This is a genomic window from Streptomyces sp. NPDC051183, from assembly GCF_040682455.1.
Lineage (GTDB): Bacteria > Actinomycetota > Actinomycetes > Streptomycetales > Streptomycetaceae > Streptomyces.
Map to the genome: position 1 here is coordinate 216042 of NZ_JBFBBA010000007.1, position 16478 is coordinate 232519.

Consider the following 16478-nt stretch of genomic DNA (forward strand, 5'->3'; position numbering starts at 1 on the left):
TTGGCACCTTTGTGTCCTTGTGGCGAGCGTGTCGGTCGAGCGCGCCGCGCGGGGATCCACCAGCCAGCCATCGGAAGTACGGGAAGAGATGTCGGCACCGAACAAGTCGTACGACCCTGTCGAGGTCGAGGCACTGAAACCGGAAGAGATCGAGCGCATGCGGGACGAGGCGCTCGCCGCCTTCGCCTCCGCCGGCGACCTCGACGAGCTCCGCGAGGCGAAGACCGCGCACATGGGCGACCGCTCGCCCCTGGCGCTCGCCAACCGCGAGATCGGGGCCCTGCCGCCCCAGGCCAAGGCCGAGGCGGGCAAGCGCGTGGGCCAGGCCCGCGGCGCCGTGAACAAGGCCTTCGGGGCCCGCACGGTCGCGCTCGAAGCCGAGCGCGACGAGCGGGTGCTGGTCGAGGAGGCCGTGGACGTCACGCTGCCCTACGACCGCGTGCCCGCGGGCGCCCGGCACCCCCTGACCACGCTGATGGACCGCATCGCGGACATCTTCGTGGCCATGGGGTACGAGGTCGCCGAGGGCCCCGAGGTCGAGGCGGAGTGGTTCAACTTCGACGCCCTCAACTTCACGCCCGACCACCCGGCGCGCCAGATGCAGGACACCTTCTTCGTCCAGGGCCCCAAGGGCACCGAGGGCGACGAGTCCGGCGTCGTGCTGCGCACCCACACCTCCCCGGTGCAGGCGCGCTCGCTGCTGGAGCGCAAGCCCCCCGTCTACATCGTGTGCCCGGGGCGGGTGTACCGCACCGACGAGCTCGACGCGACGCACACCCCGGTCTTCCACCAGGTCGAGCTGCTCGCCGTGGACGAGGGCCTGACCATGGCTGACCTCAAGGGCACCATGGACCACATGGTCCAGGAGCTGTTCGGCGAGGGCACCACCACGCGCCTGCGCCCGCACTTCTTCCCGTTCACCGAGCCGTCCGCAGAGATGGACATGCAGTGCTACGTGTGCCGCGGCGAGTCGGTGGGCAACCCCGACCGCCCGTGCCGTACCTGCTCCAGCGAGGGCTGGATCGAGCTCGGCGGCTGCGGCATGGTCAACCCCAAGGTGCTCACGGCCTGCGGTGTGGACCCCGAGAAGTACAGCGGGTTCGCCTTCGGGTTCGGCATCGAGCGGATGCTGATGTTCCGCCACAACGTTGAAGACATGCGAGACATGGTCGAGGGTGACGTTCGCTTCACCCGGCCGTTCGGGATGGAGATCTGATGCGGGTCCCGCTTTCCTGGCTGCGGGAGTACGTCGACCTCCCCGCGGGTGAAACCGGTCGCGACGTGGCGGCCAAGCTCGTCGACGCCGGCCTTGAGGTCGAGACCGTCGAACAGCTCGGCGGCGGGCTCAAGGGCCCCCTCGTCGTCGGCCGCGTGCTGACCATCGAGGAGCTCGACGGCTTCCGCAAGCCGATCCGCTTCTGCACGGTCGACGTCGGCCAGGCCAACGGAACCGGCGAGCCGCAGGAGATCGTCTGCGGCGCCCGCAACTTCGCCGTCGGCGACAAGGTCGTCGTGGTCCTGCCCGGCGCGGTGCTGCCCGGCGACTTCGCGATCGCCTCGCGCAAGACGTACGGCAAGACCTCGCACGGCATGATCTGCTCCGGCGACGAGCTGGGCATGGGCGACGACGGCACGCACGGCATCATCGTGCTGCCGCACGAGTACGAGGTCGGCACCGACGCGATCGAGCTGCTCCAGCTCGTCGACGAGGTCCTCGACATCGACATCACCCCGGACCGCGGCTACTGCATGTCCATGCGCGGTGTGGCCCGCGAGGCCGCCACCGCCTACGGGCTGCCGCTGCGCGACCCGGCGCTGCTCGACGTGCCCGCGCCGAACTCGTACGGCTACGCGGTGCAGATCTCCGACCCGCAGGGCTGCGACCGCTTCACCGCGCGCACGGTGACCGGCCTCGACCCCGAGGCGCGCTCCCCGATCTGGCTCACCCGGCGCCTGCAGAAGGCGGGCATGCGCCCGATCTCGCTGGCCGTCGACATCACCAACTACGTGATGCTGGAGCTCGGTCAGCCGCTGCACGCCTACGACCGCTCGCGGCTCGACGGCGCCATCGGCGTCCGCCGCGCCGAGCAGGGCGAGAAGTTCACCACCCTGGACGGGGTCAAGCGCACGCTCGACGCCGAAGACCTGGTGATCACCGACGACAACGGCCCGATCGGCATCGCCGGTGTCATGGGCGGCGCCAACACCGAGATCGCCGACTCCGTGACCGACCCCGAGACCGGCCTGGTCACGGGCACCACGGACGTCGTCGTCGAGGCCGCGCACTTCGACTCCGTGTCGATCTCGCGCACCGCCCGCCGCCTGAAGCTGTCCTCCGAGGCGTCCAAGCGCTTCGAGCGGGGCGTCGACCCGCAGGCCGCCGCCGCGGCCGCGCAGCGGACCGTCGACCTGCTCGTGCTGCTCGCGGGCGGCACCGCCGAGGCCGGCGTCACCGAGCTCACCGCCCCGGGCGCCCCGCGCACCATCGCCATGGCCGCGGACCACCCCGACCGGGTCGCGGGCATGGACTACGGCCGCGAGACCGTCGTACGCCGCCTCCAGGAGATCGGCTGCGACGTCTACGGCCAGGACGAGCTCGTCGTCACCGTCCCCTCGTGGCGGCCCGACCTCGCCGAGCCCAACGACCTCGCCGAAGAGGTCATCCGGCTGGAGGGCTACGGGAACCTCCCGTCCACCCTCCCGCAGGTGCCCTCCGGCCGCGGCCTGACCGCCCGGCAGCAGCTGCACCGCCGGGTCGGCCGCGCGCTGGCCGGCGCCGGGTACGTCGAGGCGCTGAGCTACCCGTTCATCGGGGAGCAGGTCTTCGACCAGCTCCAGCTGCCGGCGCACGACGCGACCCGCCAGGTCGTCAAGCTCGTCAACCCGATCTCCGACGAGGAGCCGGCGCTGCGCACCACGCTGCTGCCGGGTCTGCTCGGCGCGCTGCGCCGCAATGACAGCCGGGGCAGCCACGACCTCGCGCTCTTCGAGACCGGTTCGGTCTTCCGCGCGGGCGGCGAGCCGGGGGTCGCCGTACGGCTGCCCGTCGACCGCCGTCCCACGGACGAGGAGATCGCCACCCTGAACGCGGCCCTGCCCGCGCAGCCGCGCTACGCCGCGGTCGTGCTGGCCGGTGCGCGCGAGCAGGCCGGCTGGTGGGGCAAGGGCCGCCCGGCCGACTGGGCGGACGCCGTCGAGGCCGCACGCTCGCTGGCCGTCGAGGCCGGCACCGAACTGGTGGTCCGCCAGGGCCAGTACGGCCCCTGGCACCCGGGCCGCTGCGCCGAGCTCGTCGTCACCCTGGACGGGGTGGAGACGGTGATCGGCCACGCCGGCGAGCTGCACCCGCGCGTCGTCAAGGCGCTCGGCCTGCCGGCCCGCACCAGCGCGATGGAGCTCGACCTGGACCGCCTCGCGGCGGCCGGCGGCGAGGCCCTCCAGGCGCCCCGGATCTCCAGCTTCCCGGTGGCGACCCAGGACGTCGCGCTGATCGTCGACGCGTCCGTTCCGGCGGCCGCGGTGGAGAGCGCCCTGCGCAAGGGGGCCGGCGAACTGCTGGAGTCCCTGCGGCTGTTCGACGTGTTCACCGGTGAGCAGGTCGGCGAGGGCAAGAAGTCCCTCGCGTACGCGCTGCGCTTCCGCGCGGCCGACCGCACGCTGACGGCCGAGGAGTCCACGGCCGCCCGCGACGCGGCGGTGGCGCTGGCCGGCGAGCGTACGGGAGCGGTGCTGCGGGGCGCGTGACCGCCGCGTCCGCGTGAGGTCTCGCACGTGACGCATTCGCGCTGCTGAGGGGGCGCATCCGGGTCACCGGATGCGCCCCTTTCGCATGGGCGGGCGCGGCGGAACCCCCACCTCACTCATTCGGGTGAGAACGCCGGTGACCCGTGTTCCGTGCATCCGCAGGTCGGCACAATCGTTCGGGCCGAGGGGAGGCCGGAACGATGATCACGCGCGGGGAGATGCCCCAGGTGCGCCGGGTGTGCGTCCTTGCCTGGGGCGGCGCCGCGGTGTCCTGGGAGCTGTCCTCCCCGGGGCGGCTGGTGCCGAGCCTCGCCTCCTGCGCGGCCTTCCTCCTGCTCGCGCTGCACGTCCGGCACAGACTCGCGGCCGAGCTGCGGCGGGTGCGGGAGACCGCGGGTGTGGCCCAGCAGGCGCTCCTGCGGCCGCTGCCCGGACGGATCGACGGCCTGACCCCGGCCGCGTCCCAGCTGTCGCTCGGCGGCGACCTGTACGAGGCGCTGCCGACGGCGTACGGGGTCCGCGCGGTCATCGGGGACGTACGGGGGCACGGGCTGCCGGCCGTGGGGGCGGCGGCGGTGGTGCTGGGTTCCTTCCGCGAAGCGGCGCACGACGAACCGGCCCTCGGCGGAGTGGCCCGTCGCATGGAGCTCTCGCTGGACCGCCACCTGCGCGGCCGTGCCCGCGCGGAACACCCGTCCTCCGGTCTGGGCGAGCCCGCGGCGCCGTGGACGGAGGAGTTCGTGACGGTGCTGCTGGTCGAGATCGCGGCGGACGGCGGTCTGACGGCAGTCAACTGCGGGCACCCGTGGCCGTACCTGATCCGCCCCGCGGGCGGTGCGCCGCGGGCAGGGGCCGAGGTGGTGTCGCTCGCCGGGGGCGAGACGCTGCCGCCGCTCGGCGTCGCACCGCTGCCCGAGAAGGTGGAGGCGCAGGACTGCGGGTTCCTCGGGGCGGGCGAGCTGCTGTTCCTGCACACCGACGGGGCCGAGGACGCGAGGGACCGCGAGGGCCGGTTCTTCCCGCTTCCGGGCGTGCTCGCCGAGGCGTCCGCCGGCACGCCCGCGCGGCTGGTGGCGGGCGTGCACGCCGCACTGCTGCGGCACACCAGCGGGCGCCTCGCCGACGATGTCGCCCTGCTGGTGCTCCGCAACGACCGGTCCTGACCACGCGCACCGGGCCCGGTGGGTGGGCCCGGCGCGCGTTCGGTCCGGCCCCTGCCGGGACCCGGCGACCAACCGGGTGCCGGCGGAACCGAAGCGCGCCGCCCGCCTGCCGTGGAGTGTCGGGCAGACAGCAGGACGGGCGGCGCGGGTGACGGGCCGTCGCACTGTACGAGGGGGAGCCGACGACCCGAGCTACCTCTTGGCGAGGCCCTTAAGTGAACCGCTCGCGGAGGCCCTCGCGGCAGAGTGCGCGGCGCATTTATGCGCGTACTTGGTTCACACCCCGTGTGAAGCGCTCACCCACTAGCCTGAGAACGACGAGCCCTTGGAGCGGCCCATGCAGCCCAATGCCCTGCTCGATGCCCTCCTCGCCGAGGCGGGCATGTCGCACGCCGGACTTGCCGCGCACGTGAACCAGGCCGGCCGCACCCGCGGACTCGCCCTGCGTTACGAACACACCGCCGTCACCCGGTGGTTGAAGGGCCAGCGGCCCCGGGGCCAGGTCCCCGACCTGATCTGCGAGGTGCTCGGCGGCCGGTTGCGCAGGTCGCTCTCCCTCGACGACGTGGGGCTCGGTGTGCCGGGACAGCCCACCGGCCCGCACGCCTCCCCTCTCAGCGGCTTCGTGGACCGCGCGGCCGCCCTGTGGCGCTCCGACGAGCAGGGCCGCCTCCAGTTCCTCGCCGCCGAGGCCGTCACGGGCACGCCCGCCGTGATCCCGGTGTGGGAGTGGGAGAACCCGCCCGAGGACGCGGACGTGTCCCGGGAGGGGCCCACGCGGGTGGGGCCCGAGCACATCGAGATCCTGCGGGCCGCCCGCGCCCACTACGAGCTGATGTACCGGCGGGCCGGCGGCGTGGCCACCCGGGCCCGGATCGTGCGTTTCCTCGGCACTGAGACGGCGCCGATACTGCGGGGCAGCTACTCCGACGGCCTCGGCCGCCAACTGCACCGCGCGACCGGGTCGCTGGTGGCGGTGGCGGGGATCTGCGCGTACGACTCGGACGCGCACGGGCTCGCCCAGCGCTACTTCCACCAGGCGCTGCGCCTCGCGAAGGCGAGCGGGGACCGGGGGCTCGGGGCGTACGTCATCGCGCTGATCGTCAACCAGTCCCTGCACCTTCGGGAGTACCGCCAGGCCGTGGCCTTCGCCGAGGCCGCGCTGCGCTCCGCCGGACGGCACACGACTCCGGCGCTGGCCGCCGACCTGTACGCCATGCAGGCCAAGGCGTACGCCCAACTCGGCGACACCCAAGCCGCATTGGCCTGCATCCGCAAGGCGGAGGCGGCCGCCGAGCGGATCCGGCCCGGCACGGAACCCGACGAGACCGGCTACGTGCAGCCCGGGCTCGTCAACGTACAGGTGGCCGAGGCGCTGCTCAGTCTGGGGGACCTGCACGCGGCCCATGAGCAGGCGACCGCCGCCGTCGGCACCCCCGCGCATGACCGCGGGCGCGTCCACCGGCTCGCGATGCTGTGCGAGATCCAGCTGCGCCAGGGGGAGGCCGATCAAGCGGTAGCGGCCGCGGCCGAAATGGCCGAGCGGGCCAGGGGGATGGAGTCGCTGCGGCTGCGGGACCGGCTCAGGGCGGTCCGGGAACAGCTGCTGACCAGCGGGTGTTCGGGCGCGGAGGAGACCGCGGAGCTCATCGACGGGGCGCTGCGCGTTCCCCTGTGACGGCTTGAACTGCTGCCATGTTGCCACCTACTCGATCGGAAGGTGGCAGAACCGTGCAGTGGATGAACCTGAGTGAGCAGACCGTGTACAAGAACCGCTGGTTCGACGTGAATCTCGCCGATGTGGAACTCCCCGACGGCCGGCACCTGGACCACTTCGTGATCCGGCTGCGCCCGGTCGCCGTCGCCACGGCCGTCAACGAGGCCAACGAGGTGCTGCTGCTGTGGCGCCACCGCTTCATCACCGGCAGCTGGGGCTGGGAACTGCCCGCCGGGGTGGTCGAGGACGGCGAGGACATCGCCACCGCCGCCGCCCGGGAGATGGAGGAGGAGTCGGGCTGGCGCCCGGGCCCGCTCCACCACCTGATGACCGTCGAGCCGTCCAACGGGCTGACCGACGCCCGCCACCACCTCTACTGGGCGGACGGGGCGACCTACATCGGCCACCCCGAGGACGACTTCGAGTCCTCACGCCGCGAGTGGGTCCCGCTCAAGCTGGTGCCGGACATGATCGCGCGCGGCGAGATCCCGGCCGCCAACATGGCGGCCGGGCTCCTGTTGTTGCACCACCTGCGGCTCGGCCAGCCGTAGGGGTCAGCCGTACGGGTAGAAGCCCGAGCCGGTCTTGCGGCCGAGGCGGCCGGCGTCGACCATCCGCTGGAGCAGCGGGGGAGCGGCGTACAGGGGCTCCTTGAACTCCGAGTACATCGAGTCGGCCACCGAGGCCACGGTGTCCAGGCCGATCAGGTCCGCCAGCTTCAGCGGGCCCATCGGGTGGGCGCAGCCCAGCTCCATGCCGTTGTCGATGTCCTCGCGGCTCGCGATGCCGGACTCGAACATCCGGATCGCGGACAGCAGGTACGGGATGAGGAGCGCGTTGACCACGAAGCCGGAACGGTCCTGGGCGCGGATCGCGTGCTTGCCCAGCACGCGTGCGACCAGGGCCTCGGCGCGCTTGATGGTCTCGTCGGCCGTGGTCAGCGCCGGGATCAGCTCGACGAGCTGCTGGACCGGGGCCGGGTTGAAGAAGTGGATGCCGATGACCTGGTCGGGCCGCGAGGTCGCGACGGCCAGCTTCACCAGCGGGATCGAGGAGGTGTTGGAGGCGAGGATCGCGTCCGGCCGGGTGATCACCTGGTCGAGGACCTGGAAGATCTCCGTCTTGACCTGCTCGTTCTCGACGACCGCCTCGATGACCAGGTCGCGGTCGGCGAACTCGCCGAGGTCGGTGGTGAAGGACAGGCGGGCCAGGGTGGCGTCCCGCTCCTCCACGCTGATCTTGCCGCGTTCGGCGGCCTTCGTCAGCGAGCTGTACAGCCGGGTGCGCCCGAGCTCCAGGGCCTCGCCGGTGGTCTCGGCGACCTTCACCTCAAGACCGCTCCGGGCGCACACCTCCGCGATGCCCGCGCCCATCTGGCCACAGCCCACTACGCCGACGCGTGCGATGTCGTCTGGGAGGTCCGTCACATCGTGCCTTTCGCTGCTCATCCATCGCGGGTCCCCCGTACTCGGCAGTGGTAACTGCGTCCCGGCGCCCGCCACGTCCCCCGACGTTACCCCCGACCTTGCCCCGCGTGGCGGGCCGGGGCGGGCATGCTGGGCGGACGCAGAGCAATGTCACGGAGCGGAACGGAGTCCTCACATGGCGTACATGGGACGGCGGGGAGTGCTGGCCACGGCCGCGGGGGTGCTGGCAGCGGCCGCCGCGGGCAGCCCGGCGGAAGCGGCGCAGGGGCCGAAACCGGACGGGCGGAGGCGGGCGGAGCGACCGGCTCCGTCGAAGGCGCCCGTGGTGGAGTTCCGCGGCATGTGGATCGCCTCCGTACTGAACGTGGACTGGCCCTCCGAGAGCGGGCTCTCCGCCGGGGAGCAGAAGGCCGAGCTGCTGGCCCTCCTCGACACCGCCGTCCGGCGCCGGCTCAACGCGGTCATCCTCCAGGTGCGGCCCGCCGCCGACGCGATGTGGCCCGCCGCCCGCGAGCCGTGGTCGCAGTGGCTCACCGGGGAGCAGGGCGTCGACCCGGGCTGGGACCCGCTCGGCACGGCCGTCGCCGAAGCGCACGCCCGCGGGCTGGAGTTGCACGCCTGGTTCAACCCGTACCGCGTGGCCAACCATACCGACCGCAGCCTGCTCGTCCCCGGCCACCCGGCCCGCCGCAACCCCGGCTGGGTGGTCCCGTACGGCGGCAAGCTCTACTACAACCCCGGGCTGCCGGAGGTGCGGCGCTTCGTGCAGGAGGCGATGCTCGACGCCGTGTCCCGCTACGCCGTGGACGGGGTGCACTGGGACGACTACTTCTACCCGTACCCCGTCGCGGGGCAGGAGTTCGACGACGACGAGGCGTACGAACTCCACGGCGGCTCCTTCGACACCCGCGCCGACTGGCGCCGCCACAACACCGACACGCTGGTCCGGGAGATGTCCGAGCGGCTGCGGGTGCTGCGGCCCGCCGCCCGCTTCGGCATCAGCCCCTTCGCGGTCTGGCGCAACGACGACGTGGACCCGCTCGGCTCGCCCACCCGGGCGGGCATCGGCACATACGACGACCTGTACGCGGACACCCGCAAGTGGGTCACCGAGGGCTGGATCGACTACGTCGTGCCGCAGGTCTACTGGCACATCGGGCACCCGACCGCCGACTACGCCGCGGTCGTCCCGTGGTGGGCGCGGACGGTCGCCGGCACCCGCGTACAGCTGTACGTGGGGGAGGCGCTGTACCGCTGCGACGCGGACAGCCCCACCGCCGCGTGGCGCGATCCGCGCGAGCTGTCGCGGCACGTTCGGTTCACCCGGGGGTACGCCGAGGTCCGCGGCCACGTCTACTTCTCGGCGAAGCAGGTGGTCGCGGACCCCAATGGGGCGATGGCCAGGGTGGTGGCCGACCACTATCCGACGGCGGCGGCGCCGCGCTGAATCGGTGTGCGGGTGTGCCGGGCCGGTGTGGGGGCGTTCAGCGGCCGGTCAGTGGGTGGGCTCGGAGGGGTGCTTCACGACGCAGTCGGGGCCCGGGGACATGACGGCCTCGTGGCCGTCGGCGAAACGGACCCGGTAGGGCGGGGTTCCGTTCTCTCCCAGGACCTGGGTGATCTCACCGACCTTGTCGTGCTGGCCCACGATCCTGCCGTGCTGCACCAACTGGTCGCCCTCGGTCGCGCGCATAGCTGACCTCCTCGGTGGCGGGCCGATCCGGTGCTAGCAGTTTAGGGCGTAATGCCGCTATTTGACCCGTTGGGTCACGGTGATGCAGACCAGCACCGCGCAGGCGGCCGCCGGCGCCGCCGGCGTCAGGTGCTCGCCGAGCAGCGCCACCGACCAGACCAGGGTCAGCAGCGGCTGGGCGAGCTGGAGCTGGCTGGCCCGCGCCGCGCCGATCTCGGCCATGCCGCGGTACCAGACGTACAGGCCGAAGAAGGTCGAGCCGACCGCCACCCAGACCAGCCCGGTCACCCCGTGCGCACTGAGGTGGACCGGCTCGTACGCCAGTCCGATCACCGAACCGGCCACGCTGAGCGGCAGGCACAGCACCAGCGCCCAGCCCACCACCTGCCAGCCGGGCAGCACCCGGGCCAGGCGCCCGCCCTCGGTGTACCCGGCGGCGCACACCAGAAGGGCCGCGAAGAGGAACCCGTCGCCCGCCGAGAGCGCGCCGCCGCTCTGGGCCAGGGTGAAGCCGAGCACCACCGCGGCCCCGGCGACGGCCGCGCCCCAGAAGGGCCGCGACGGCCGGGCCCCCGTGCGCAGCGAGGACACCACGGCGGTGGTCAGCGGGAGGAGCCCCACCACCACGGCGGCGTGCGAGGTGGTGGAGGTCTGGAGCGCCAGGGTGGTGAGCAGCGGGAAGCCGACGACCACCCCGGCGGCGACGACCGCGAGCCCCGCCCAGTGCTCGCGGGCGGGCACCGGTACCCGCAGGGCCAGCAGGAAGCCGCCGGCCGTCAGCGCCGCGAGCACGCTGCGCAGGGCGACCAGGGACCAGGGGCCGAAGCTCTCCAGGCCCCACGCGGTGCCGGGGAAGGTCAGCGAGAAGGCGATGACGCCGAGCGAGGCGAGGACCGTACCGCTGCTCACCGGTCCCCGAACCGCTATCGAGGTCGGACGAGTAGCGCTATTCTGTGCTGTCATGTACGAGCGTAGCAGCGTGACTCAGCTGGCGGAATCACTGCGATCCGAACTCAACCGCTACCCGGTGGGTGGAAAGCTGCCGTCGAGCCGGGCCCTGGTCGAGCGCTACCGGGTCAGCCCCGTCACCGTCTCCCGGGCCCTCGCGCAGCTCGCCTCCGAGGGGCTCGTCACCACCCGGCCCGGCGCCGGGGTGTTCCGCTCGCCGCCCCGTACGTCGGCCCACGCGCCCGGGGACACCTCCTGGCAGGAGGTCGCCCTCAGCGCGGAAGGGGCCGGGGACGTGGTCCCGCGCTCCGTCGACGCCGCGGGGGTGCTGGCCTCGCTCACGGCGCCCCCGACCGGGGTGATCGAGCTCAACGGCGGCTACCTGCACTCCGCGCTCCAGCCCGAGCGGGCCATGGCGGCCGCGCTGGCCCGGGCCGGCCGGCGGCCCGGGGCGTGGGGGCGCCCGCCGGTGGAGGGGCTGCCGGAGCTGCGGGACTGGTTCGCGCGGGAGATCGGCGGCGCGGTGGGGGCCGCGGGCCCCGCCGGTGCGGTCGGAGCCGCCGACGTACTGGTCACCGCGGGCGGGCAGAGCGCGCTGACCACGGCCCTGCGGGCGCTGGCCCCGCCCGGGGCGCCGATCCTCGTGGAGTCCCCGACCTACCCCGGGCTGCTGGCCATCGCGCGGGCCTCCGGCTGCCGGCCCGTACCGGTCCCGGTGGACGCCGACGGGGTCCGGCCGGAGCTGCTGGCCGCCGCCTTCGAGGCGACCGGGGCGCGGGTCTTCGTATGCCAGCCGCTGTTCCAGAACCCGACGGGGGCCGTGCTGGCCCCCGAGCGGCGGGGCGAGGTGCTGCGGATCGCGCGGGCCGCCGGGGCCTTCGTGGTGGAGGACGACTACGCGCGGGCGCTCGCCCACGAGGACGCCGGCCCGCTCCCCGCGACCCTCGCCGCCGAGGACGCGGACGGGGTGGTCGTGCACGTGCGGTCGCTGACCAAGATCACCTCGCCCAGCCTGCGCGTGGGGGCGCTGGCCGCCCGGGGTCCGGTACTGGACCGGCTGCGCGCCATCCAGGTCGTGGACAGCTTCTTCGTGCCACGGCCGCTCCAGGAGGCGGCCCTGGAACTGGTCGGCGCCCCTGCCTGGCCGCGCCACCTGCGGACGGTCGCCGCGGAGCTGCGCCACCGGCGGGACGTGCTCGCGGGGGCCCTGCGGCGGGAGCTGCCCGGGGTCGAGCTGCCCCATCTGCCTTCCGGGGGCTACCAGTTGTGGGTCAGGCCGGGCGAGGGCGACGACGCCTCCTTCGCCGCGGGGGCCCTGCGCGCCGGGGTGGCCGTGGCTCCGGGCCGGCCCTACTTCTGCGCGGAGCCGCCGGGTCCGTACGTCCGGCTCAGCTTCGCCGGGGTCTCGGGCGCGGGGGAGCTGACCGAGGCGGTACGGCGGCTTCGGGCCGGCCTGGGAAGCGTTCCGGCGGGCGTCCCCGGGAGCGCCCCCGGGGAGGGCGTGCGCAACGTGCTCGGCCCAGACGCTTGACCCCATGCGACACGCGGCTCACCATCGCCGCATGCATGTTCGGGTTTCGCTCGTTGCCGCAGCCCGTAGTTCCTCGCTGCTCACCGAGCGCTTCGACGACGACCGCCCCCTCGACGGGGTGGGCCGGCGAGCCGTGGAGTCCGCCGCGCGCGGGCTCGTACCGCTCGGGGCCGCCGAGCTGCGCTACTGCTCGCCGACCCCGCGCAGCCGGGCCACCGGCGAGGCCCTCGGGTACGCGCCGCTCGCCCAGCCCGCGCTGCGGGAGTGCGACATGGGCCGCTGGCGCGGGCTGACCCTGGCGGAGGTGACGGCCCACGAGCCCGCGGCGGTGGACCTCTGGCTCACCGACCCGCTGGCCGCCCCGCACGGCGGGGAGTGCCTGCTCACGTTCATCTCCCGGATCGGGAGCTGGCTGGACACCCGGCCGGCGGACGACGGGGGAGCCATCGTGGCGGTGGCGGAACCCTCGGTGGTCCGCGCCGCCCTGGTGTACGCCCTGAAGGCGCCCCCGCTGACCTACTGGAACGTAGACGTACGCCCGCTCTCCACCGTCACGCTGACGGGCTGGTCGGGGCGCTGGCACCTCTCCCTCCAGGCCCCGGTGTGAGCGGTCCCGGGCGGCCGAGTGGAGTCGTGCAATCGCCCGCGAACAGCGGCACCCCATCTACACGGCGGGCGAGTCGAGGAGGGTCGGCAGGAGCTGCCCGGCGAGGTGGAGCAGCAGCGCGTCCTCCGGCAGCCTGCCGTCCTCGCGCCACAGGACGACCGAGAAGGTGCCGCCGCCGTCCTTCGGGTCCTGGGCCACGGTCAGGACGCGGGCCGGGGCGCCGGGACCGCTCGTCGAGTCGCTTCCGTCGAGCCGGAAGCTGATGGCGAGGGTGCGCTCCGAGTAGAGGACCGCCGGGCGGTCCAGGAGCGTCGTCTGCTGGGCGGCCGGCTCCAGGAGTGCGGCGGTCCTGGCCACCGTGGAGCCGTTGTAGTCGGCCGACAGCGTCACGGTGTAGGTGTCGAACGTGACCTTGGCCGAGGGGGTGGCGCCCTCCGTGCCGTGGGCGGGCGGGTCGGAGTCGTGGTTGCTGATCGCCTTCGCGACCTCCCCCGGCGTGCCGAGCAGTGCGGGGAGGTCGGGACGGTTCAGCGTCTCGCACAGCCGCAGCCCGGAGGCGCGCCCGGGCTCCTTCGCGGGCTCCTTCCCCGGTTTACCGGGCTTCGCGTTCGAGCACCTGAGGGGCGGCGGGGTGCCTCCGCCCGAGGAGGCGGAGTGCTGCGCGATCGTCCAGAAGCCGGCGGCGAGCGCCCCCACGAGCACCACGGCCGTGATCGCCTGCGCCCAGGCGCCCGGGCCCTGTGAATCCGTGTCGTAGTCGTAGCTCATGTCCCCCACCTGCCGTGATCCCCCGATACGTGCCCGGGGACCGTAACCCGTGATCATCGGGCGGACAAGCCATTGGGTGTGACCGAGGATCTTAGTTTGCGGATCATGATCTGAACCGTGCAGGTCGGAAGCATGTCGAGAACGCTTGTTTGCGGATCTTGAGAGAGATAGTTTGCGGATCATGACGACAGACTTTCACTATGCGTAAGCGTCGTGGCGAGGTGTTCCTACGTCGCAGCAGCAACAAGGCTGTTGCTGCCCTGGTCGTTAGGTATCGGCGTACATGTCGAAGCGGGCCTTGGCGAGATGGCCGTGAGGCCAGAATGTACCCGCCTGCGCCGATAACACTTAGTCACGGGTAGCGGCAGTGCGGCGAGTGCACCGGCAGTGGTCCTGCCTCGGTGAGCATTTTCAACCAGGTTGAGGCGAATTGAAGGACAAGGGCAGCCTTCACGATCTTGGTAATGCAGTTGGTTGCGAAGGCTCACTATGCGACCCATAATCATGATCGCTTCACCCGCTTGATCGGCCACTCCATCTCCGTATCGAAGAACTTAATGACCGAGGTGACCAGCATGAGCCCCATCACCGCGTTGATCCGGCTGTACTGAGCGCGCGAGACGGCATGCGTGGTCGGATGCCTTCCAAAGGTGCGAGGGATCGGGTCGCCGTCTTCCGTCTTGTACTTCGCGTGCGCACACCACACTGGTGCGAACGTGAAAGCCGCCCGAATCTTGTAATCTTCCAAGTTGAAACGAACACCGTTCTTCTTGAAGTTGTTACGCGTTACTTCAAGCCGAGCCGCGTTATCGAATTTGCTGCGCAAGACACTGTCGAGAAGGTTTCCGGCGAGGGCCTGCGCCGGTGCCGTGTGCCCCTCCTGGAGGGCCCGCACGCAATCGAGTCCGAACTCCTTGGAGTCCTGCAAGCTGGGGTGAGTCACGTTGTTCAGCACCGTCTCGCAGTCAGTGACTATGCCCTTCCAACGGCGACTGATGATGCGCCGACGCTCTGAGGCCGTGGAGGCGTCCAAGAGAGCCTGAACGACCTTTGGGCCAGGAACCCACATCAATGCGATGCCCTCATCGATCAAGAGGGACTCGAACTCATCAATGCCCGGACGACTTACGCCGTCCCAGTTTTCCGGGAAGATGCGTGACTGGAAATCTCTGATTGACTCAAAGATGCGCTCCCACTGCGGCGCGTACGAGCGGTTGACCGACTCAATCAGCGTGCGTAGAGAGCTATTGAAGGTGTACATCCCCTGCAGTTGCTTCTGCAGCTGCGTTACCTGGGCAGCCAACGGAGGCACGATCGTTGGGAAGTTCTTCGTCAGGTTCAGCCTGAATGCGGCTGACTCCTGAAGCATCTTGCTGATTGGCGAGAATGCATTCATTGCCCAGTTCTGCCGCCACTTGAAGAGTGGGTCCATAGAATCCCGGAAGCGCTCAAGCGCCTTGTCCAGGTTCTCATCGTCGGAGCCCTCGCCCGGCTCGTGCTCGTCGTTCATGGCGTCATGTTGCCACTGTCCCGGCCGCTGGTCGACGGATTACTCCCTCTTGTGCTGCTTTCCATGGGTCTTGGCGACCTGCAGCTCTAGGGCGCCGTCGAGCATCATCTAGAACTTGCGCTTCTCGATGTACGCCAGGTCGCGCAGCTGCTTGTGCTGCAACGGCCGCATCTGCATGCCACGCGCCTGGGGTGACTCGTCACTGTCCACGATCGTCAGGTTCAAGGGTCGGTCGTTGCGTCTGGTTGGTCTCGCCACCGTGGGACTCAAATGCTAGGCAGGCAAGGCATACCAAGACGCCGGTCGACACATCCGAGCCCAACTGGATCACTGACATCGTCGAGGCCGTTCTCGTCCTTCGCCATGCCTCAACATGAGATTGGAGAAGGCTCAGTGATCCTCGACAATGAAGCAGGCCCGCTCGTAGAGTTCGTCGAACGTGATTACCTCGACGTCCTGGATGGATGTCCGGTACAACTCGAAGGAGCTCATCTTCTCCGGGTTCACGGCTCCGTTATGAGTGAACTCGCGCAGGCTCCCAATCACCACGACCTGTCGCGGGCGAGTGGTGGACAGTTCGACATCTGTCGGAGTGCCGTCGTCCTCGTAGATCCGGGTGAGAAGCTGGCTAGAGATGAGCTGCTGGGCCTTGCTGGCCGTCTTTTGCACCTGCGCCACGCCGCCGCCGAGTTCTTTGGATGGCTGGTAGACACCCACACGGTACGGGGTGTTGGAGAGCAGTTCAGTGTCGTGGGTCTTGATCTCGCAGAAGAGCATGCTGCTGATCAAGCCCTTGGACCGCATAATAGCGTCAATGCGTTTGCCTGCTCCGCCGAAGATGTTGGCGCCGGTGGTGATGCGTTCTAGTTTGCCGTCGTTGATGGACTCGCAGGCGATGAGGTTGAGGCCGTAGCCGAAAATCCACTGATTCGCCTCGAAGAATGCCTGCCAGACCGCCTCCGCCCCGCGTGTCGTTGCCAAGTTCTCCTCCTGTCGGAAGTACTCCGGCTCGGTCAGCAGGCGCTCGAACCTCTTGAGCTGTTCCTTGCGGTTGCTGATGAGCCGGATGTCCTCCTCTGTGAGCCCACCACCGATAGCTGTCCGGACCGCACCGAGAACCATCGTCCGGTCCTGGCCGGTCAGCAGCTGGGCCAGTTGGGCCTCATCGCCGGCCACGAGCTGGAGGGAGCCGCCGGGCGTGCTCAGGCCGGTACAGTTCTGGAGAAAGTTGATGACTTTCCAGAAGTTATCGTGGACGTCCCCGGTGTCGACGAGTGAACCGCCCCGGGTTCCATAGAGATCTCAGACTGTGGTTGTGACCTGGGGTTTCGTGAGTTCGGTGTAGTAGTTGGCTTCGTATTCGACGGGCG

General features: G+C 71.1%; 14 protein-coding genes. 8 read left to right on the forward strand and 6 right to left on the reverse strand.

From position 1 onward, the window contains the following. Positions 1–88: 88 nt before the first annotated feature. The 5 genes from pheS (at position 89) to AB0M99_RS08840 (ending at position 7175) form a co-directional block, all read left to right on the forward strand. The gene (gene pheS / locus AB0M99_RS08820) at positions 89–1216 is read left to right on the forward strand and encodes a phenylalanine--tRNA ligase subunit alpha (RefSeq protein WP_365918059.1); all 1128 of its coding nucleotides are present in this window, start codon (positions 89–91) and stop codon (positions 1214–1216) included. After that, the gene (gene pheT, locus AB0M99_RS08825) at positions 1216–3744 is read left to right on the forward strand and encodes a phenylalanine--tRNA ligase subunit beta (RefSeq protein ID WP_365918061.1); all 2529 of its coding nucleotides are present in this window, start codon (positions 1216–1218) and stop codon (positions 3742–3744) included. Before pheS ends, pheT begins: the two co-directional genes overlap by 1 nt. Before the next feature lie 200 nt (positions 3745–3944). After that, entirely contained in the window at positions 3945–4907 is a 963-nt protein-coding gene (locus AB0M99_RS08830; RefSeq protein ID WP_365918063.1) for a PP2C family protein-serine/threonine phosphatase, read from the forward strand. A 337-nt stretch (positions 4908–5244) separates the two neighbouring features. Continuing rightward, a complete protein-coding gene (locus tag AB0M99_RS08835; protein ID WP_365918065.1) occupies positions 5245–6585 on the forward strand; it encodes a transcriptional regulator in 1341 nt (446 codons plus the stop codon). A gap of 53 nt (positions 6586–6638) precedes the next feature. Further along, positions 6639–7175, forward strand: a complete 537-nt coding sequence (locus tag AB0M99_RS08840; protein ID WP_365918067.1) for an NUDIX hydrolase — start codon at positions 6639–6641, stop codon at positions 7173–7175. A gap of 3 nt (positions 7176–7178) precedes the next feature. On the opposite strand, the gene AB0M99_RS08845 is transcribed toward AB0M99_RS08840, so the two are convergent. Then, complete coding sequence (locus AB0M99_RS08845; protein WP_365918069.1) at positions 7179–8072, reverse strand: 3-hydroxybutyryl-CoA dehydrogenase; 894 nt, start codon at positions 8070–8072, stop codon at positions 7179–7181. A 154-nt stretch (positions 8073–8226) separates the two neighbouring features. Here AB0M99_RS08845 and AB0M99_RS08850 point away from each other — a divergent pair, with 154 nt between their 5' ends. After that, the gene (locus tag AB0M99_RS08850; protein ID WP_365918071.1) at positions 8227–9498 is read left to right on the forward strand and encodes a family 10 glycosylhydrolase; all 1272 of its coding nucleotides are present in this window, start codon (positions 8227–8229) and stop codon (positions 9496–9498) included. Between the two features lie 48 nt (positions 9499–9546). On the opposite strand, the gene AB0M99_RS08855 is transcribed toward AB0M99_RS08850, so the two are convergent. Then, positions 9547–9744 (reverse strand): DUF1918 domain-containing protein, encoded by a 198-nt coding sequence (locus AB0M99_RS08855; protein ID WP_365918073.1) that lies wholly within the window; start codon positions 9742–9744, stop codon positions 9547–9549. Positions 9745–9801: 57 nt separating this feature from the next. Next, entirely contained in the window at positions 9802–10707 is a 906-nt protein-coding gene (locus AB0M99_RS08860; protein ID WP_365918075.1) for a DMT family transporter, read from the reverse strand. Here AB0M99_RS08860 and AB0M99_RS08865 point away from each other — a divergent pair. Next, positions 10706–12223 (forward strand): PLP-dependent aminotransferase family protein, encoded by a 1518-nt coding sequence (locus AB0M99_RS08865; protein ID WP_365918076.1) that lies wholly within the window; start codon positions 10706–10708, stop codon positions 12221–12223. The genes AB0M99_RS08860 and AB0M99_RS08865 overlap by 2 nt on opposite strands. Positions 12224–12254: 31 nt before the next feature. Next, positions 12255–12830, forward strand: coding sequence for a histidine phosphatase family protein (locus AB0M99_RS08870; RefSeq protein ID WP_365918078.1), 576 nt, complete (start codon positions 12255–12257; stop codon positions 12828–12830). A gap of 57 nt (positions 12831–12887) precedes the next feature. Here the strand turns inward: AB0M99_RS08870 and AB0M99_RS08875 are convergent, their stop codons facing one another. The 3 genes from AB0M99_RS08875 to AB0M99_RS08885 form a co-directional block, all read right to left on the reverse strand. After that, positions 12888–13598, reverse strand: a complete 711-nt coding sequence (locus tag AB0M99_RS08875; RefSeq protein ID WP_365918080.1) for a DUF6215 domain-containing protein — start codon at positions 13596–13598, stop codon at positions 12888–12890. Between the two features lie 502 nt (positions 13599–14100). Beyond that, a complete protein-coding gene (locus AB0M99_RS08880; protein WP_365918082.1) occupies positions 14101–15108 on the reverse strand; it encodes a hypothetical protein in 1008 nt (335 codons plus the stop codon). A gap of 390 nt (positions 15109–15498) precedes the next feature. Then, complete coding sequence (locus AB0M99_RS08885; RefSeq protein ID WP_365918084.1) at positions 15499–16284, reverse strand: Shedu immune nuclease family protein; 786 nt, start codon at positions 16282–16284, stop codon at positions 15499–15501. Positions 16285–16478: the final 194 nt, after the last annotated feature.